Here is a 17,530-nt window from a genome sequence, read left to right as displayed (position 1 = left end):
ACTGAACAGGCATCTCCCACCCAGCAAAATCAACCAACTTACCACCCAACTCAACATGCAAAGCGTGAAGAGGCGTGTGCTTTAAGGATGTCATGATGGCTACCTTCTTATTGTATAGTGAACAGAAGCTATCCCGCCAGTCTGACCCAAGCTGAATATTTTGCAACGATTCAGCCCCGGTTTTAGATGGCAGACCAAGGACAGGCCAAGCTCGTATGCGAGTGTATGCTTTAATAATGTTCCTATAGGAAACTTTTTTCCATTAAGCAACACTCTTTGGATCACGCCTAACTTACTGCTTTGCTTTTCCAATCCTTCCCAGACCATACGAAGGTAGAAGCTCAGATCTTACAGCACCTTATCACATTGATGACTTCAGTTTCTGAACCGCACAATCCAGAACCTTCAAGCCGGCAACCAGGTCAGTTTCGGCTGTATCCTCGGCAAAATCGTGGCTGATTCCACCAATCGACGGGACGAAAAGCATCGCAACCGGCATCATGCGCGAAACATTGGTTGCATCATGCAAAGCCCCTGATGGCATCCGTCGCCACCGGCCTGGGGCGATCTGCTCGGCAGCCGCTTCCAGCGCTTTGCGAAGTTTGTGATCCATCGCCACAGGCTCCAAGCCCAGAAGGGATCCATAGCTAAGCTCCATACCCGATTGTGCGGCGATATCGCTCGCGGTGTTGCGAATGATCTCTTCCATCCTTGCCAGCCGATCTGCATCTCCATCGCGCCACTGCATCGAAAAACGCGCACGGCCCGGCACAATTGAGGACGCGCTGGGATGCAGGTCTACATGCCCAATTGTCCAGACCGTTTGCGGCGTTACCACGTTGCGAAACTGGTCATTAAGGCGTGTGTTGAAAAGGGACAGCGCTTGAAATGCATCGCGTCGCAGGTGCATGGGCGTTGTACCTGCGTGGTTTTGCTGGCCATCAAACTGAACCACCATATTGCGAATGCCGACGATGTCGGTAACAACACCGATCTGGTCACCTTGCGTGTCAAGCGAGGGGCCTTGTTCGATATGCATTTCGACAAACCCGGTGAACCGACCCGGGTCGACGAAACTAGCGGCACAATCCGCCATCGACGCGCGCGCGCAACCAAAGGTCTCTCCGGTATGATCAGTCAGCTCATCTGCCCGTTCCAGATCCAATTCGCCAGACCAAACCGCCGAGCCCGTTGTGACACCGAACCGACCTTCTTCATCTTGAAAGCTGACAACTGAAATAGGTTGCTCACTGGACCGCGCGACCTCAAGCGCCGCTATCACACCCAATGCGCCATCCAGCCAACCGCCTTCGGGTTGGCTATCTGAATGCGACCCCATCAACAGCGACGGTCCTTCGGCTAATCCGAAAAGGTTTCCAACCGGGTCGAAATGGGGGGTCAACCCGGCTTCGGCCATGCGGCCTGCCAGCCAATGACGGGCTGCAATGTCAGCTTCAGAATAAGCAGGCCGAATGACACCTTTGCCCACGCCAGAAGCTCCGAACTGCCGTAATTTATGCAGATCTTCCAGAAACCTTTTTTCGTCGACTGCCATTACATTCCCCCGATCAACCAGAATGCACAATACGCCCGTCAGATTAGCTCGCAAGGGAGGGGCGTGAATTGATGCAGTTTTTCCCCAAACCCCTCTGGCCCCGAACGCGAAGCTGCCCTAAGACTTCGTCGCAAGAGGGTTCGAAATGTCATTCATTACATTGGTGCGTCACGGGCAGGCCAACACCGCCGCGCGGGACGAGAATAGCTACGACAGGCTCAGCGATCTGGGCCACCAGCAAGCGCGTTGGCTGGGTGCGCATCTGAAAGATACCCAGGCCCATCACCCTCGGGTCTATTGTGGCACCCTTACACGTCATGTGGAGACAGCAGCCAGCATGGGTTTGGCCGAACCTGTGCACGACGCGCGCCTCAACGAAATTGAGTACTTCACCCTCGCGCAGCTGTTTCATGAGCAACATGGCGTGGCGATTCCAATCGACCGCGAAGAGTTTGTGGAACATCTTCCCAAGACATTTACCGCTTGGGCCAATGGCGAAATTGAAAACCCGCCAGAGACCTTCGTCGAATTTGAAACCCGCGTCCGCGACGCGTTGCGCGATATCGGAACCGAGGGCGGGCCCGCGATTGTTGTGACTTCGGGGGGGCTGATTTCGATGGTGGTCCGGCAGGCTATGATGCTGGATATCACTTCGATGGCACGGGTGGCGCTTGCCATCATGAATACGTCGATGCATCGTCTGCACCCAATCGGTTCGCAACTGAGCCCGGTCCTGTTCAATGCAGTGCCCCATCTGGAAGCTCCAGATCGGCACTTTGCCCAAACTCACCTTTAAGGAGGCGCGGATGCTGCTCTATTTTGCCCCCCGCACAATCTCAGTCGCTGTGGCGATTGCGCTGGAAGAGGCCGGTTTGGAATATGAAGCCGTGCAGCTTGATTTCGCCGGGGGTGAGCAGACAAAGCCAGCGTACAGGCAAATCAATCCCAAAGGCCGTGTACCTGCGCTTGCGGTTGATGGTGGTATTTTGACTGAAACCGGCGCCCTGCTGGAGTTTGTTGCCGCCAAAGCACCCGAGGCCGCGCTGGTTCCGGCAGATCCCGTGATGGCAGCGCGAATGCGAGAGGTAATGTATTATCTGGCCTCGACCATGCATGTGAACCACGCGCACAAACTGCGCGGGCCTCGTTGGGCGGACAAGAAGGCCAGTTGGAAGGACATGAAGGACAAGGTGCCCCAGACGATGACCGAGTCATGCGACTATATCGTTTCAAACGGGCTGCGTGGTCCGTTCGTGTTGGGTGAGACACTCTCGCTGGCCGACGCTTACCTCTATGTGGTCTGTAGCTGGCTGGAAGGTGACGGCGTCGACGTTTCGGCCTTTCCCAAGATCATCGCCTTCCGCGAGGCGATGGAGGCTCGGCCATCGGTTCAGGCGGTGCGCGCCGCCGGAATGCTCTGACAAAAGGAAGTATGATGACACATCTCTGGGTCCGGGCGGAACAGCGCCCGAACGAGGAACGGGTCGGGCTTACCCCTGAAGGTGCCGCCGCACTGATCGCTGCAGGCATTCGTGTGACGGTCGAAGAAAGCTCTGTACGGGCTATTCCTTTGGATGGTTACAGACAGGCAGGTTGCGAAATCGCGTCCGAGAATTCGTGGCCAGAAGCCCCGCTTGACGCAATCGTCTTTGGCTTAAAAGAGCTGCCCGAGGATGGCACGCCTTTGCCTCACCGCCACATCATGTTTGGCCATGCTTATAAGGGTCAGCATTCTGGACGCGAATTGTTGCGGCGGTTTAAGGCCGGTGGCGGCACGCTTTATGACTTGGAATATCTGGTGGACGCAGATGGCCGCAGGGTTGCAGCCTTTGGCTATTGGGCCGGTTACGCCGGGGCTGCGGTTACACTGAAGACATGGGCAGCGCAGCAACGCGGGCAGGAATGCCAGCCCGTTGGTGTTTATGCCAACAAAGACGCGTTGAATGCTGAACTGATGGCCGAACTGGATGCTACAGGAGCCGAGCGTCCCCGCGCCATCGTTATCGGCGCGTTAGGCCGTGTCGGCACCGGCGCCGCCGATATGTGCGAGGCCATGGGGGTTGCCGTCACCAAATGGGACATTGCCGAGACGTCCAGCGGCGGGCCATTTCCCGAAATCCTTGATCACGATCTCTTCCTGAACTGCATCTTCGCCCGACCGGGCACCCCGGTTTTTGTCACGCGCGATGCTCTGAGCACGCCCCGCAGTCTGACCGCCATCGGCGATGTAGCCTGTGACCCCGATAGCGACTACAACCCGGTTCCGGTCTATGACCACGCCACCACATGGGACGCACCCGCTTTACGCGTGGCCACCGACCCTGTGATGGACGTGATGGCCATCGACAATTTGCCGTCGATGCTGCCCATCGAAAGCTCGGAAGACTACGCGGCGCAATTGCTACCGTCCCTGCTGACGCTGACCGATCTGGACAGTGACGTCTGGGGTCGAGCAGAAGCAACTTACAAAACTCATATCGAAGGGATCTGAGCGATGACGATTCACTGGTGTGGCACCGGCCTGTCGGCCATCCCCGGCCTGCGCCGCCTAATCGAAGGCGGTCACAAGGTCGCTGTCTGGAACCGGACCGTCGAAAAGGCCAAGGCCGAGGTCGGAGACCTGACTGATGACATCCGCGCCTTCGACATCGACGCCCTAGGCGCGGTGCTTGAGAAGGGCGACATCATCGTCTCGATGCTGCCGGGTGACTGGCATGTACCACTGGCAGAGCTGGCAATTTCGAAAGAGGCCAACTTTGTGTCGTCTTCCTACATCGCGCCCGAGATGCGCGCTTTGGATGACAAGGCGCGCGAGGCAGGTGTCGCGCTGGTCAACGAGGTCGGGTTGGACCCTGGGATCGACCACCTGATGGCGCATGCTCTGGTCGCCGACTACCGCGCATCGGACGCGTTCGATCCCCAGAACCACCTAAGCTTTATCTCGTATTGCGGCGGGATCCCGAAGAACCCAAACCCGTTCCGCTACAAGTTCAGCTGGTCTCCATTGGGTGTTCTAAAGGCGCTGCGCTCACCCTCGAAATCTATTCGCGACTATGCCCCATTGGACGTCGCGCGCCCGTGGGACGCGATCAGCAGCTATATCGCCCCGCTGCCCGCGCCCGAAAGCTTCGAGGTCTACCCGAACCGCGACTCGATCCCGTTTAAGGCCGAGTACCAATTCGAGGATCACTGGCCGGTCAAAGAATTCGTCCGCGGCACCCTGCGCCTGAACGGTTGGGCTGACGCGTGGTCGGATGTGTTTACTGAAATCGAGACCCTCACAGGGCCAGAAGGCGACGCCCGCCTGAAAGAGATGTCGGATCAGTTCTGGGAAGAAAACGCCTATGACGAGGGCGAACCCGACCGCGTGGTTCTGTGTGTGGGCCTGAAAGCCGAGAAAGAAGGCGTTGAGGTCTGGCATAAGACCTATGTCATGGACGCTTGGGGTGACGAACGCGGCACGGCCATGGCACGCCTGGTTTCGATCCCGGTGTCCCTTGCAGTCGAAGCCGTCCTGAACCGTGCTATCCCTGCCGGTGTCCACGCCGCGCCAAGTGATCCGAAACTGGTACAGGGTTGGATGGACGAGATCGACACACTGGCGCAACACCTGCAGATCGTGGACCACACCGCCTAAAACGCAATCAGCCGCTTCGAACACGCGAAGCGGCTGATCACATTGTGGCGTCGCTGACAGCCGTCAAATATATTGCGCTATCACCGCTTCAACATCGCAGCGATTGAGTCCAAGCTCTGACAATTCGAAATCTGAAAGACGGTTCAGCTCTTGACCGGCGCGAACGATATCGGCTTGGATTGCGCGCATTCTCATCGCCTGATCGAACAATAACAGCGCACTGTTAGACACGTTCTGTTTCGGATTTGGGTTGCTATCCAGCATATTCGTTACCTCGCGCTTACTTACATAGATTGCTTTTCGGATCGCACCGGACAGTGCCTAAGAGCAGGCCTGATAGGGCGTGTTGTGATAAACGTTTCGATATACGCGCTACCGTATCTCAGCGCGTGGGATGCCGATATCGCTAAGCTGATGATCATTGAGCTTTTCAAGCACTCGGATCGTCTTGTTGTAAACTCTGCGACGCTGCCATGCAGATGGGGCCTCAGGCTGGTTCGCAAACTGGCCGAAGAAAAGAGACCGATGATCAGCTGCGGTTGTATTGACGTGTGCCATGTCGAATTCCTCCAGTATTCATCGTTGCTGTTGATGAACCTGATAAAAGAACTCGACATTAACCTCGGAGGAACGCCGCATTAATAATGTTTAATGAAAGCGGATCAACCAATCCGATGCGCCAGCATCCGGACCAACCCATACGCCATAACGCGAGAACAGGGATTACATCAGATCGTTTTCGACATCTTCGGCAGAGATTCCCAGCGCATCCAACCCATTTTCCAGGTGATCGGATAAATGCGGCGTTCCTATCAGATAATCCGCACAAGGGGTTGAGGCCTCGGACTTTGCGGTAGCAATGGCCTCGGCCAGATCTTCAGCGAAGAAGCTCTCACGACCGACCCACATGACGGCGACCAGTTCTGCTTGTTCATCCTCGCTCATGCGTTCGATGAATGCGCGTAACTCGCCCTCGGCCCGGTTCAACTCTCGCCCCATCATGGCAACCTGGGCGATTTTTCTTGCCGAGATTTCCAACATGTCCCAACTCCTCGTGTTCGCGGTTCACTGTTATCTGAACGATGCCACAGGCGATCGTCTTTGATCTTGCGCAAAGCGGAGGACTTTACTGATGTGAACGCGATACAGGCTGATCAGGGACGGGAGCGGTGCGAAAGGGGCTGAATCGTGCGCGCTTGACCCATAGCTTAAGCGCTTGCCAGTGGATCAGAAACACCGCCCTTCGCGCTCCGAACGGTCGGCGCCAGAGCGATTTCAGAATGATGCGGTTGCTAAGCGGCCGGCGTGGACCCGTCAGGGTGGCGATCAGCCCCCCGCTGCCGCGGCCATAGTCGATCCAGACACCCACGCGCTCGTCGCGATAATCAAATCGAAACGTATAGGTCCCTTCAATTTCTTGAAACGGCGAGACATGCATCAACTTGTCAGCCAGTATCCGATCAGTTGACGCAATGGGCGAATGATCGGGTTTGTGGCACAGATAGCTGTGACGCGTACCATAAGTATTGGTCACTTCAGCAACCACAGCATAGAGCTGATGCCCATCATCAAAGCAGAACCAGAAACTCACTGGATTGAACACATGCCCAAGCATGCGCGGTTGGGTCAACAGAGTGATCTGATCCGGCTGAGGAATACCCTGCGCCTCAAAACACTCACGCAGCCAAATCGCGCCGCGACCCCGACCAGGCTCACCACCGTGATCGCTATCTCGCCATCCGGTCAGGTTCACCTTGTTGAACGAAAACAAAAAGGGCGTCTTGGCACAGACTTCAGGGTCAAACAGAACATAATCGATTGAATAGCGAAACGAATTATCGATCGCACCCTTGCGCCCGTGAAAGGTATGACCCGCTATGTGATCAACAGTGTTCATAACGCAGATGTTCCGTACTGACTGCAAACTGTTCAAAAGACATCCATTTTTGAATGCCCTTACATCATACATTACGAAATACTGCTCGTTTTGGATGAAAATTTTTGCACCAGACTGATCCAACTTGGGTCAGACAACGTAATCAGGTTATGTTTACCGAGATAGATACCGTGACCTTGGACGATGTGGCAGCACAACATGTTGTCAAAAGTGCCGTGCGCGGAGCCAAACGATTTAAAGGTAAACCGGTGAACGGACCAAACAAATGTTGTGATTCCAGAAAGGAATGGGTGGATCACGTCCGTCGTATCCGAGATGCGAAGGATCAGATCGCGTTTGCCGAACTGTTCCAGCATTTTGCACCTCGAATAAAAGCATTCCTAATCAAGTCCGGGTCAGACGCTGCACTGGCGGAGGAATGCGCACAGGAGGTCATGGCGACCTTGTGGCACAAGGCGCATCTGTTTGACCCGACAAGGGCAACGGTTGCGACCTGGGTGTTCACTATCGCAAGAAACAAGCGCATTGACGTTTTGCGCAAGCAACGCCGCCCTGAACCCGAAGACCTCTGGTGGGGGCCAGAGGCGGAGCCGGAACAGGAAGACGTTCTGGCGCTGCAACAGGAAACCGCGCAGCTGCGTGATGCCATGGCGGCATTACCCGAGGCGCAAAGACAGCTGATCGAGAAGGCCTACTTCGGAGATCTGAGCCATCGAGAAATCGCATCTCAGACCGGATTGCCATTGGGAACGATCAAATCACGGATAAGGCTGGCGCTGGACCGCTTGCGCCACGCAATGAACTGAGATGACGAGCATGAGAAACGAGATCAAACATCACATGACAGACGACCTGCTTATGGCCTATGCCGCAGGCAATCTGCCAGAGGCGTTCGACCTGATGGTCGCCACACATCTGTCGCTGTGTGACCATTGTCGCGCTCGCTCTGAGAGCTTTGATGCAGTTGGCGGATGTGTTTTGCAGGAACAGGATGCGTCTGCAAGCATGAGCGACGGTTCGCTGGCTGCAACAATGGCATTGATTGCTCAGGGCGCGCCAAAGGCGAAACCCGCGCACCCGACTTGTGCAGTTCTTCCGGCACCGCTGCAGGACTATGTTGGCGGCGACGTGAACGCGATCAAATGGAAGCCCGTCGGCATGGGTGTCAAACAGGCAATCCTGCCCACGACCAGCGAAGCGACCGCCCGGTTGTTGTTTATCCCCGCCGGGGCAGCGGTGCCGGATCACAGCCATAACGGCATAGAGTTGACGATGGTCCTGCAGGGTGCATTCTCAGATGAGATTGATCGCTTCGCCCGCGGCGATGTCGAAATTGCCGACCAATCTATCCATCACACGCCCACGGCAGATATTTCCGAAGATTGCATTTGCCTGGCCGTTACCGACGCTCCGCTGAAGTTTAGCAAGTTGATGCCGCGCCTGTTCCAGCCATTTCTTCGAATCTAATTCGTTGTGGTAGAGTTGTTTACCGACGCCAACTAATTGGGAGATCTCAGTATTGTTAAGGATGGCAACTTTAGCGCTGTTAATGGCCTTCGGAGCCAGCCTTTCCGCTCAGATGACAGCAGACGTGAAATTCCAACCGGGCAATTTCGGTACGATGGTGAATGGTACTGTAACCGGAAACGAATATTTCGACTATAAACTGGGCGCCAAGGCTGGGCAGGAGATGTTCGCCGACCTCAAGGTCAGTGACACCAACGGCTATGGCGTGATCTATTTCAATATCCTGCCGCCGAACAGTGACGGGGTTGCAATTTACAATGGTTCAATTGATGGCAATACCGCCCGGATCGAGCTTCCAGATGATGGCGACTACACCATACGTGTTTATCTGATGGGTAACGATCGCGACACCGGCAAGACGGTTGGTTATAATCTGGACTTATCCATCCAGTAACGCTCAGCTTTCGGTTTTTCCCAGCGGCACGACGTTTGTGTGGTCATCCGGCGCAAGCTCTTCGAAATCGAAATTGTCCAAACGTTGCGCCCGGCGACCCGCCTTTTCGGCGCTTATCTTGATTTCCGAGATGTCCTTGGCCGCCTGACCAAAATGACGATCCAGGTTCGAGACACGTTCACCCAAACGGTCCACATCCTTGTGCAGCATCCCCAGCTCCTTGCGGATGGCACCGGCCTGCTCGCGCATGCGCGCGTCTTTGAGGATCGCGCGCATGGTGTTCAGCGTCGCCATGCAGGTGGTCGGAGACACGATCCAGACGCGTTTCGAAAAACTCTCCTGCACAATTTCCGGGAACTTGGCGTGCAGCTCGGCATAGACCGCCTCGGACGGCAGGAACATCAGCGCCCCATCAGCTGTTTCACCGTCCAGAATGTACTTCTCGGCGATATCGTTGATGTGCTTGCGCACGGTACTGCGGAACATCTGCACCGCAGCTTTCAGCTCCATATCGTTGGTCGATCCGATCAGCGCCTCATAGGCCTCCAACGGAAACTTACTGTCGATCACGATAGGTCCGGGAGGGTTTGGCAAGTTGATCAGGCAATCCGCCCGTCGTCCATTCGACAAAGTTGCCTGCAGCTGAAAACTATCCGATGGCAACGCCTTCGAGACGATATCGTTCAGCTGGATTTCCCCGAACGCTCCGCGCGTCTGTTTGTTCGACAGGATATCCTGCAGGCTTAATACGTCGCCAGACAGCTTGGTAATATTGTCTTGCGCCTTGTCGATGGCCGCCAGACGTTCCTGCAGTTGAGTCAGCGAGGTCGCCGTCTGTTTCGATGAGCCATGGAGCGATTCCTTCATTCGCTCCTGCATCTCAGCCAAGGCGCGCGCCGATTTCATCGCGTTATCTGCCAGCCGGTCATTCATCTGCTGCTGCACCGACGACAGGCGGGATTCGACAGTTTGGATCACCTGCACCTGCGCATTGGCCTGCGTGTCCGAGACATGCTGCAATCCGCCGCGTAGCTGCTCCTGCCCTTGGCCTAGTTGCTGCACATGCTGTCCCAAATGGGCCATCTGCCGGGCCAAGGGTTCGGCCATCCGGGCCGAGCGTTGTGACGCCCGTAGCGATAGAAACAGCAAGAGCAGAATCAACGCCACAACTCCGCCAGTGATCAGGATGACGGGGTCATTCAACGCATATTGAGTACCAGCTATCTCGATCATGTCGCCTCGGATGTTCTTGTTTTATTCTTCATAGCCCGACAGGGCCGATGGATCAACTGCGACCGAACAGGCGTTCGATATCGCTGAGCTTCAGTTCCACATAGGTCGGCCGCCCATGGTTGCATTGGCCGGAATGGGGCGTCGCCTCCATCTCGCGCAGCAGGGCGTTCATTTCTTCTGCCCGCATCCGACGGCCTGATCGGACTGAACCATGACAGGCCACCCGGCTGAGGATCGCCTCAATCCGTGCCTGCACGGTTTGGCTTTCGCCCTGATCGGCAAGCTCATCGAGGATATCGAGGATCATGGCTCGAGCATCGACTTCACCCAGAATGGCCGGAGTTTCGCGCACAGCGACCGCTCCACCGCCAAAGGGTTCGATGGTCAGCCCAAAGCGCGCAAGATCATCAGCGACGGCCATCAACCGCGCGCAGTCCCCTTCTGTCAGATCGACAATTTCAGGGATCAGCAAGGCTTGGGCGGCAACGCCGTTTTCTGCCATCTGGCGTTTGAGTTTTTCGTATACCAACCGTTCATGCGCGGCGTGCTGATCCACGATCACCATGCCATCTGCCGTCTGGGCAATGATGTAATTTTCGTGCACTTGACCTCGCGCTGCGCCTAAGGGCAAGTCCTGGGGTTCTTCTAGCGGCGCAACTTCGGGCGCCGGCTCCACGATACGCCCACTATAGTTCTGTGACAGCTCCGCAAAGCCAGGAGATTGCGCACGATAGGCCGCCTGACGCGCCATCGGTGACGGACGATCCATCTGATACACCCGCGCTGGCGCAGCGGGCGCAGGCTCGGGCCGCATCGCACCCAAGGTCGCATTTGCGACAGTCGAAGACGCACGATGTCCGGCCTCGGCCAGCGCGTGGCGCAGGCTGGATACGATCAACCCACGTGCTAGGCCCGGATCGCGGAACCGAACCTCGGATTTAGCCGGGTGCACATTCACGTCCACCAGCGTTGGATCACAGTCGATAAACAGCGCTGCGGCCGGATGTCGGTCGCGACTGAGAAAATCAAAATAAGCCGCGCGCAGAGCACCGGTCAGCATCTTGTCCCGCACAGGTCGTCCGTTGACAAACAGATACTGCGCGACGGCAGCCCCACGCGAATAGGTCGGGAGCGCGGCATAACCATACAGCCTGAGCCCTTCGCGGGTGGCATCGATCTGCAACGCGTTCTCAGCGAATTCACGTCCTAGTATGCGCGCCAATCGGGCGTGCAACGCATCAAACAGATCGCCATTCTCGCGGTCGGCGCGGAAGGTCACGCGACCTTCTCCACCACCCGAAACATCACGTAGGGTGAACGCAATTGCAGGCTCGGCCATCGCAAGACGTTTCACGATGTCGGAAATTGCCTGCGCCTCAGCCCGGTCCGTGCGCATGAACTTCAACCGTGCCGGGGTCGCGTAGAATAGGTCTCGCAGCTCGACCACTGTCCCCGTGCGCAAAGCGGCAGGCTTCACCGCCTCCACTTTGCCACCCGCCACGTGGATTTTAGCGGCTTCAGAGCCCGGTACGCGACTGGTAATGGTCAAACGACCAACCGCTCCCAGCGAGGGCAGCGCTTCCCCGCGAAACCCAAATGTGTGGATATTTAGCAGATCGGACCCGTCGATCTTTGATGTCGCATGACGCGACAGCGCCAGCGGTAAATCTTCAGCAGCGATGCCGCAACCATCATCGGTGACACGAATCAGGGTCTTGCCGCCATCCGCGACTTCGACGGCAATGCGTTTGGCCCCGGCATCTATGGCATTTTCGACCAATTCTTTAACTGCAGAGGCCGGCCGTTCCACGACTTCACCAGCAGCAATCCGATTGATCGCTGCATCATCAAGCTGCCGAATTACCGGGCGATCATTGCTGATATTGGGGTCTGCATACACCATACCACTAGACCTAGCATAGATATGCGCGATTCGACCACAGGTTTGGATGGTTCAGCGGGCGAGCAAATGATGTATCCGGCCAGCTTGACCCTGTCGTAAAGGGGGTAGCGACTTAGGTCAATACTGGCCGGATATACCAGAGTGAGTGGTGGTCTTGTGGTATTTGATCAAAGCTTGCGTACCATCGCACATGGAATAAATCCCGTTAATATTTGGAAATTGTTTCCATTTGGCGAAGTTCAGCCGAAACCTCGCGTAAACCATTGGCGTGAATACGCCAAGTTAAACCTGGCTGGGGGCTCCGCTGCGGGTTCGACAGGGGCCAAGGACGGCGGTCAGCGCCAGTATCAAGCCAGATATCGTCGCGATCATTCCCGCAGCACTAACAGCATCTGCACCCCCCAGCCACAATGGGCCGTACCCAGCCAGAACATATCCCGAGATGGCTGAAATGGTCGCGAACAAAACGCTCCAGACAATCTGGGTTTCCAGCCGGTTCGTCATCATCCGGGCCGCAGCGGGTGGACAGATGAACATGGCGATCACGATGATTGATCCCACGGCATCAAATGCAGCTACGGCAGCGATCGCCGCTGTGATGACCAGCGCCATACCCAACACACCGGTTCGGATGCCAATTGTACGAGCAAATCCTTCGTCGAATGTCGAGATCTTGAGCGGCCGCCAGAACAACCAGGTAAACAATATCACACCCACCATCGTCAGTGCAATTCGGGGCAATTCGGGGGGCAGACCAGCCAACGCCTGTACGTCCAGCAGAGACGACCATCCTGCGGCATCCAACCAGATCAAGCTTTCCAGATTGCCATAAAGCGCATGTTCCACGTCCAGATGAACCGTCGAAGTATCAGTCTGTTCCAACAGTAAAACCCCGCCCGCGAACATGGTTGTGAACACCACTCCCATTGCGGCACCGGGTTCAATCTGACCTAATCTTCGGATCGCCTCGATCATCACAACGGCAACAACAGCGGCCCCGGCCGCGCCAAGCATCATGGGCCAAGTAGAGATCGCACCTGTCAGCAGAAACGCCACGACAATGCCGGGCAGCACCACATGGCTGATCGCATCGCCAATAAGGGCCTGTTTACGAAGAACCAGAAAGTTTCCGGGAAGCGCGCAAGCGATGGCTGCAAATGTTCCAATCAACAGAGGGGTCAGCGACAGAGGGACAAATTCTTCACCACTCATGGCATGACCTCCTGCGGGCCACCGATGCGACGGTCTATTTCGGCGATCTGATCGCGCGTTAGAACAGTCTCGATATCACGCAAACCATCGTACAGCGCCGCGGTGGCCTCGTGCGCCTGATCGGCACGTACGAATTCCCACCGCTTTTCGTCCCGCAGCGCTTTGGCGGCGCGCGCTTTCCCTTCATCTGTCGCGACACCATCGGCGCGCACGATACCCGCACGACGCAGCAGGCGAATGGTCAGTGGCTCATAGATCTTCTGACCTTGCGCCAGCGCCAGAAGACCCTGCCGGATATGCACGCGTCGCTGGAATCTAAGGTGCCGCAGTACCGCCGCCAAAACGCCTCGAACCGGTGCGAACAAAAGTGACAGCGCGAAAGATCCAAAACTGACCAGGACAATGATCGGACCGGTTGGCAGGTTCGGTGCCGAGGCCGAAATTCCTGCCCCCAAAAAGCCAGCAAGCCCCCCGGATATCCCTGCCAGCAGCACAACACGATCGGATCGTTCTGTCCAAAACCGCGCGGTCACCGGAGGAATGATGAGCAGCGCGACAATCAGGATCAGGCCAACGATCTTCAACCCGACCACAGTGACCGCCATAACAAGCCCCATCATCGCCAGATCAATCCGGTGCACAGGCAATCCACGCGCGGCGGCGTATTCAGGATCAAAGGCCACCATCGTCATCGGACGGCGGATAATCATCACCAGCAACAGAGTCGCCGCACCACCGATTGCAATCACGAGCGCGTCTGCCCAGAGCATTCCGGCGGTGGACCCAAGCAAGAACCCCTCCAACCCGGCTTGACGTCCAACACCCATGGTCTGAATCACCGTCAGCAGGACAACACCAAACCCAAAGAAGACCGAAAGAACCGCACCGATCGCAGCATCCTCTGCAAGCCGCGTATGACGCGTTAGCCAGTTCATGCAAAGCAGACCGACCCAAGCCGATATGGCCGAACCGACCAACAGACCAATTAGATTGCGCCCATCCCCTCCAAACGCCACCAATGCCATGAAGGCAAGGCAAACACCCGGCAGGGTCGCATGGCTAATGGCATCACTTACGAGGGCACGCTTACGCAGGAACAGAAACGTGCCGGTCACTCCCGCTGAAATGCCCAGCAACGTCGCACCGATCGCGACCAGCGTGGCGTTATAGCCAAGCTGCAGGGTCAGAGCATCCCAAAGCATGATTATCCCAGCGCGCGTAAAATCTGATCAATCTGTGCCGTTGCGAGGCGTCCGCCATAAGCGGCTTGCAACGTTTCCGCAGTAAAGGCCTGCTCAACCGAACCTTCGGCCACCTTGCGGGTGTTGATCAGGAACACATGGTCAAAATAGTCCACAACCGTTGCCAAGTCGTGATGTACCACGACAACGGTCTTGCCAGCTTCTTTCAGCGATTTCAGTACAGCAATAATGGCCTTTTCGGTCGCGGCGTCCACGCCCGCAAAGGGCTCGTCCAGCAGGTACAGATCTGCATCCTGTGCCAATGCACGCGCAAGAAAGACCCTCTGTTGCTGACCACCGGAAAGCTGACCAATCTGACGGTCCGCAAATTCTCGCATTCCGACACGGTTCAAACAGTCCATGGCGCGGGCCATATGACGTGCGCGAACACGACCCAGTAGCCCCAACTGACGCGACAATCCCATCAGAACCACGTCAATCACGCGTGTCGGAAAATCCCAATCCACACTGGCGCGCTGCGGGACATAGGCGATACGCGCACGTTGATCTTCGAGCGGCTGGCCAAACACCGTCACCTGACCGGAAAGAGGCGATACGATCCCCAACGCGGCCTTGAGCAAAGTGGACTTGCCAGCCCCATTCGGTCCGATGATCGCCGTCATCGCGCCGGGTTGCACCGTCATATCCACCGAAAACACTGCGGGCTTCTGACCGTACGAGACAGTCAGACCGCGAATGGCGAGCGGGCAGCGATCAATATCCTGCCCTTCAATTGAAACACCCTGAACTGTTGCGAGTTCCAGCATGGCTCAGAACCCCGCCGACAGGTTGCCGTTCATGCCACGCTGCGGCACATCCGCGCCCAGCGCCCCGGCAATCACGGTGATGTTGTGATCAAGCATTCCGATATAAGTGCCCTCATATGTGCCGAGCTCTCCCATCGCGTCCGAGTAAAGCTCTCCACCGACACCGACCTCGTGGCCTTCAGCCGCGGCACCCTCGATCAGAGCACGCATGGACCGGTCAGAGACCGAGCTTTCCACGAAGACCGCTTTCAACTGACGGTTCACGAGTGTGTCGACCAACTCACCGATGCGGTTCAAACCGGCCTCTGATTGGGTCGAGATGCCCTGAACACCCAGCACTTCATAGCCATATTCAGCACCGAAATAGCCAAAGGCGTCATGGGCAGTTACCAACATACGGTTGTCTTCAGGAACTGCAGTAAGCATCTGTTCGCCATAAGCGCTCAACGCGTCGATCTCGGCCAGAAACGCTTGAGTATTTGCAGCAAATAATTCTGCAGCCTCAGGGCGAGCTAGAGTCAGAGCATCTTGCACCTCAATCACAACATCACGCCATAGCACCGGGCTCATCCAGACATGCGGGTCATATTTGTCGGCGTAGTCGTCATGAGCGCGCAATTTGCCTTTGTCGACGCCCTCCGCAACAGCCACAACGGTTTGCTTGCGCCCCAGATCATCAAAGAAATCTTCCATCTGCGCTTCCAGATAAAGGCCGTGCCACAGCACCAGATCTGCGCGGGTCATCGCGACGATATCTGTGCGCGTCTGACGATAAGCGTGTGGGTCAACACCTGGGCCCATCAAACCTTTAACTTCAACCTGATCACCGCCGATTTGCCGGGCCGTATCAGCGATCATGCCGGTCGTTGCGACAACCTTCAACGGCGCCTCGGCAAAAGCGGCGGCTGGTAATGCAGCAACGAAAGCCAATGCTGCAAGAAAGGTACGGCGAATCATTTGCGACTCCATTCAGGTGCCTTGTTACCTCTGAATATGCGAACCATTCGCAACTAAGTCAATGCAAATGCGAATTACTCGCAAGAAAACATCTTTTTGTCCATTTGGTCAAAATTTTACCCTTTGCAGGGGTCGGCACACCTTTCTTTTCTTCGCAGCCCATGCGAATTTGGCGCAAACCTCCAAAAGGACGGAAAAATGGAAACGCAGAGCTCAGAAAGCCCCGTGCGCACCCCGCATCTGCCGCAAGTGACCGAGCCCCGGAACCCGGGAATGGACCTGGATCTGGATTGGGTGCGGGCCGTGCAGGCCAACACCTCGGCCATTGAACGCCGCGCAGCGACCCTGCCCGGTCGGCGGTCGGTGAAAAAGGACTATCAGGCAGCATGGCTGCTGAAGGCAATCACGATGATCGACCTGACCACTCTGTCGGGCGATGACACGGTGGGGCGGGTTCGTCGCCTGTGCGCCAAGGCACGGCAACCAGTGGCGTCTTCGGTTCTGCGTGCGCTGGACATGCAACCAATCACAACCGGAGCGGTGTGCGTCTACCATGACATGATCGAAACAGCCGTCGACGCGCTGAAAGGCACCGGCATACCGGTCGCGGCTGTCTCAACCGGTTTTCCGGCTGGCCTATCCCCGTTTCACCTGCGCGTGGCCGAGATCGAAGAAAGCGTGAAGGCCGGAGCCGAAGAAATCGACATCGTGATCTCGCGCCGTCATGTGCTGTCCGGCGACTGGCAGGCCCTGTATGATGAGATGAAAGCGTTCCGCGTCGCCTGCGGCAATGCCCATGTCAAAGCCATCCTCGCCACCGGTGAGCTGGGCAGCCTGCGCAACGTCGCGCGTGCCTCGCTGGTCTGCATGATGGCCGGGGCGGATTTCATCAAGACCTCGACCGGAAAGGAAAGCGTCAACGCCACCTTGCCTGTGTCATTGGTGATGATTCGCGCTATTCGCGACTACTATGACCGCACCGGCTATCGCGTTGGGTACAAACCTGCAGGTGGTATTTCGAAAGCCAAAGATGCATTGGTTTACCTGTCGCTGATCAAGGATGAGCTAGGTGACCGCTGGTTGGAACCAGATCTGTTCCGCTTTGGTGCCTCATCACTGCTGGGCGACATTGAGCGGCAGTTGGAACACTATGTTACCGGCGCTTATTCTGCCGGTTACCGTCACTCCATGGGCTGAGGACAAAAAA

General features: G+C 56.6%; 19 protein-coding genes. 8 read left to right on the top strand and 11 right to left on the bottom strand.

Features of this window, described 5'->3' with window-relative positions; all coding sequences use genetic code 11:
* Positions 1-361: 361 nt before the first annotated feature.
* Positions 362-1,555, bottom strand: coding sequence for a Zn-dependent hydrolase (locus tag AC2FI7_RS16445; protein ID WP_496815771.1), 1,194 nt, complete (start codon positions 1,553-1,555; stop codon positions 362-364).
* 145 nt (positions 1,556-1,700) lie between these two features.
* On the opposite strand from AC2FI7_RS16445, the gene AC2FI7_RS16440 reads away from it, so the two are divergent.
* The 4 genes from AC2FI7_RS16440 to AC2FI7_RS16425 are packed head-to-tail and all read left to right on the top strand — an operon-like array spanning position 1,701 to position 5,192.
* The gene (locus AC2FI7_RS16440) at positions 1,701-2,351 is read left to right on the top strand and encodes a histidine phosphatase family protein (RefSeq protein WP_010438686.1); all 651 of its coding nucleotides are present in this window, start codon (positions 1,701-1,703) and stop codon (positions 2,349-2,351) included.
* A gap of 10 nt (positions 2,352-2,361) precedes the next feature.
* Positions 2,362-2,976: a glutathione S-transferase family protein gene (locus AC2FI7_RS16435; protein ID WP_496815770.1), complete on the top strand. Its 615-nt coding sequence runs from the start codon at positions 2,362-2,364 to the stop codon at positions 2,974-2,976.
* Between the two features lie 14 nt (positions 2,977-2,990).
* Positions 2,991-4,046: a saccharopine dehydrogenase gene (locus AC2FI7_RS16430; protein WP_010438679.1), complete on the top strand. Its 1,056-nt coding sequence runs from the start codon at positions 2,991-2,993 to the stop codon at positions 4,044-4,046.
* 3 nt (positions 4,047-4,049) lie between these two features.
* Positions 4,050-5,192, top strand: coding sequence for a saccharopine dehydrogenase family protein (locus tag AC2FI7_RS16425; RefSeq protein WP_010438676.1), 1,143 nt, complete (start codon positions 4,050-4,052; stop codon positions 5,190-5,192).
* A 63-nt stretch (positions 5,193-5,255) separates the two neighbouring features.
* Here the strand turns inward: AC2FI7_RS16425 and AC2FI7_RS16420 are convergent, their stop codons facing one another.
* The 4 genes from AC2FI7_RS16420 to AC2FI7_RS16405 form a co-directional block, all read right to left on the bottom strand.
* A complete protein-coding gene (locus tag AC2FI7_RS16420; protein WP_010438673.1) occupies positions 5,256-5,456 on the bottom strand; it encodes a DUF1127 domain-containing protein in 201 nt (66 codons plus the stop codon).
* Between the two features lie 108 nt (positions 5,457-5,564).
* Positions 5,565-5,750, bottom strand: coding sequence for a DUF1127 domain-containing protein (locus AC2FI7_RS16415; RefSeq protein ID WP_496815769.1), 186 nt, complete (start codon positions 5,748-5,750; stop codon positions 5,565-5,567).
* Positions 5,751-5,915: 165 nt separating this feature from the next.
* On the bottom strand, positions 5,916-6,233 hold the full coding sequence (locus tag AC2FI7_RS16410; RefSeq protein WP_010438669.1) for a DUF3775 domain-containing protein: 318 nt from the start codon (positions 6,231-6,233) through the stop codon (positions 5,916-5,918).
* An 85-nt stretch (positions 6,234-6,318) separates the two neighbouring features.
* Entirely contained in the window at positions 6,319-7,089 is a 771-nt protein-coding gene (locus AC2FI7_RS16405; protein WP_010438667.1) for a DUF1365 domain-containing protein, read from the bottom strand.
* 149 nt (positions 7,090-7,238) lie between these two features.
* On the opposite strand from AC2FI7_RS16405, the gene AC2FI7_RS16400 reads away from it, so the two are divergent.
* The 3 genes from AC2FI7_RS16400 (at position 7,239) to AC2FI7_RS16390 (ending at position 9,010) form a co-directional block, all read left to right on the top strand.
* Complete coding sequence (locus AC2FI7_RS16400) at positions 7,239-7,895, top strand: sigma-70 family RNA polymerase sigma factor (protein ID WP_010438665.1); 657 nt, start codon at positions 7,239-7,241, stop codon at positions 7,893-7,895.
* 10 nt (positions 7,896-7,905) lie between these two features.
* Positions 7,906-8,556 carry a ChrR family anti-sigma-E factor gene (locus tag AC2FI7_RS16395; RefSeq protein WP_010438663.1) on the top strand — a complete coding sequence of 217 codons (651 nt, stop codon included), beginning with the start codon at positions 7,906-7,908 and terminating at the stop codon, positions 8,554-8,556.
* A gap of 61 nt (positions 8,557-8,617) precedes the next feature.
* Positions 8,618-9,010, top strand: a complete 393-nt coding sequence (locus AC2FI7_RS16390; RefSeq protein WP_010438661.1) for a hypothetical protein — start codon at positions 8,618-8,620, stop codon at positions 9,008-9,010.
* Between the two features lie 3 nt (positions 9,011-9,013).
* Here AC2FI7_RS16390 and AC2FI7_RS16385 read toward each other — a convergent pair whose 3' ends face one another.
* The 6 genes from AC2FI7_RS16385 to AC2FI7_RS16360 all read right to left on the bottom strand — a co-directional run bounded on the left by AC2FI7_RS16385 (position 9,014) and on the right by AC2FI7_RS16360 (position 16,323).
* Positions 9,014-10,243 carry a DNA recombination protein RmuC gene (locus tag AC2FI7_RS16385; RefSeq protein ID WP_010438660.1) on the bottom strand — a complete coding sequence of 410 codons (1,230 nt, stop codon included), beginning with the start codon at positions 10,241-10,243 and terminating at the stop codon, positions 9,014-9,016.
* 52 nt (positions 10,244-10,295) lie between these two features.
* Positions 10,296-12,146 carry a DNA mismatch repair endonuclease MutL gene (gene mutL / locus AC2FI7_RS16380; RefSeq protein WP_010438658.1) on the bottom strand — a complete coding sequence of 617 codons (1,851 nt, stop codon included), beginning with the start codon at positions 12,144-12,146 and terminating at the stop codon, positions 10,296-10,298.
* Positions 12,147-12,428: 282 nt separating this feature from the next.
* Complete coding sequence (locus tag AC2FI7_RS16375) at positions 12,429-13,358, bottom strand: metal ABC transporter permease (protein ID WP_496815768.1); 930 nt, start codon at positions 13,356-13,358, stop codon at positions 12,429-12,431.
* Positions 13,355-14,560, bottom strand: a complete 1,206-nt coding sequence (locus tag AC2FI7_RS16370; RefSeq protein WP_170471832.1) for a metal ABC transporter permease — start codon at positions 14,558-14,560, stop codon at positions 13,355-13,357. The genes AC2FI7_RS16375 and AC2FI7_RS16370 overlap by 4 nt, the downstream gene beginning before the upstream one ends.
* A 2-nt stretch (positions 14,561-14,562) precedes the next feature.
* Complete coding sequence (locus tag AC2FI7_RS16365; RefSeq protein WP_010438654.1) at positions 14,563-15,366, bottom strand: metal ABC transporter ATP-binding protein; 804 nt, start codon at positions 15,364-15,366, stop codon at positions 14,563-14,565.
* A gap of 3 nt (positions 15,367-15,369) precedes the next feature.
* Positions 15,370-16,323 (bottom strand): metal ABC transporter solute-binding protein, Zn/Mn family, encoded by a 954-nt coding sequence (locus AC2FI7_RS16360; RefSeq protein ID WP_010438653.1) that lies wholly within the window; start codon positions 16,321-16,323, stop codon positions 15,370-15,372.
* Between the two features lie 198 nt (positions 16,324-16,521).
* On the opposite strand from AC2FI7_RS16360, the gene deoC reads away from it, so the two are divergent.
* Complete coding sequence (deoC, locus tag AC2FI7_RS16355) at positions 16,522-17,520, top strand: deoxyribose-phosphate aldolase (RefSeq protein ID WP_010438652.1); 999 nt, start codon at positions 16,522-16,524, stop codon at positions 17,518-17,520.
* Positions 17,521-17,530: the final 10 nt, after the last annotated feature.

Source organism: Ruegeria sp. YTSA064 (assembly GCF_059610325.1).
The sequence above is the reverse complement of the archived record's forward strand: the minus strand, read 5'-3'. Positions and strand labels throughout refer to the sequence as shown.

Excerpts from the sequence above, each read along its gene's own strand:
- AC2FI7_RS16445 (WP_496815771.1), bottom strand. The coding sequence starts at position 1,555 with ATGGCAGTCGACGAAAAAAGGTTTCTGGAAGATCTGCATAAATTACGG.
- AC2FI7_RS16440 (WP_010438686.1), top strand. The coding sequence starts at position 1,701 with ATGTCATTCATTACATTGGTGCGTCACGGGCAGGCCAACACCGCCGCG.
- AC2FI7_RS16435 (WP_496815770.1), top strand. The coding sequence starts at position 2,362 with ATGCTGCTCTATTTTGCCCCCCGCACAATCTCAGTCGCTGTGGCGATT.
- AC2FI7_RS16430 (WP_010438679.1), top strand. The coding sequence starts at position 2,991 with ATGACACATCTCTGGGTCCGGGCGGAACAGCGCCCGAACGAGGAACGG.
- AC2FI7_RS16425 (WP_010438676.1), top strand. The coding sequence starts at position 4,050 with ATGACGATTCACTGGTGTGGCACCGGCCTGTCGGCCATCCCCGGCCTG.
- AC2FI7_RS16420 (WP_010438673.1), bottom strand. The coding sequence starts at position 5,456 with ATGCTGGATAGCAACCCAAATCCGAAACAGAACGTGTCTAACAGTGCG.
- AC2FI7_RS16415 (WP_496815769.1), bottom strand. The coding sequence starts at position 5,750 with ATGGCACACGTCAATACAACCGCAGCTGATCATCGGTCTCTTTTCTTC.
- AC2FI7_RS16410 (WP_010438669.1), bottom strand. The coding sequence starts at position 6,233 with ATGTTGGAAATCTCGGCAAGAAAAATCGCCCAGGTTGCCATGATGGGG.
- AC2FI7_RS16405 (WP_010438667.1), bottom strand. The coding sequence starts at position 7,089 with ATGAACACTGTTGATCACATAGCGGGTCATACCTTTCACGGGCGCAAG.
- AC2FI7_RS16400 (WP_010438665.1), top strand. The coding sequence starts at position 7,239 with ATGTTTACCGAGATAGATACCGTGACCTTGGACGATGTGGCAGCACAA.
- AC2FI7_RS16395 (WP_010438663.1), top strand. The coding sequence starts at position 7,906 with ATGAGAAACGAGATCAAACATCACATGACAGACGACCTGCTTATGGCC.
- AC2FI7_RS16390 (WP_010438661.1), top strand. The coding sequence starts at position 8,618 with ATGGCAACTTTAGCGCTGTTAATGGCCTTCGGAGCCAGCCTTTCCGCT.
- AC2FI7_RS16385 (WP_010438660.1), bottom strand. The coding sequence starts at position 10,243 with ATGATCGAGATAGCTGGTACTCAATATGCGTTGAATGACCCCGTCATC.
- mutL (WP_010438658.1), bottom strand. The coding sequence starts at position 12,146 with ATGGTGTATGCAGACCCCAATATCAGCAATGATCGCCCGGTAATTCGG.
- AC2FI7_RS16375 (WP_496815768.1), bottom strand. The coding sequence starts at position 13,358 with ATGAGTGGTGAAGAATTTGTCCCTCTGTCGCTGACCCCTCTGTTGATT.
- AC2FI7_RS16370 (WP_170471832.1), bottom strand. The coding sequence starts at position 14,560 with ATGCTTTGGGATGCTCTGACCCTGCAGCTTGGCTATAACGCCACGCTG.
- AC2FI7_RS16365 (WP_010438654.1), bottom strand. The coding sequence starts at position 15,366 with ATGCTGGAACTCGCAACAGTTCAGGGTGTTTCAATTGAAGGGCAGGAT.
- AC2FI7_RS16360 (WP_010438653.1), bottom strand. The coding sequence starts at position 16,323 with ATGATTCGCCGTACCTTTCTTGCAGCATTGGCTTTCGTTGCTGCATTA.
- deoC (WP_010438652.1), top strand. The coding sequence starts at position 16,522 with ATGGAAACGCAGAGCTCAGAAAGCCCCGTGCGCACCCCGCATCTGCCG.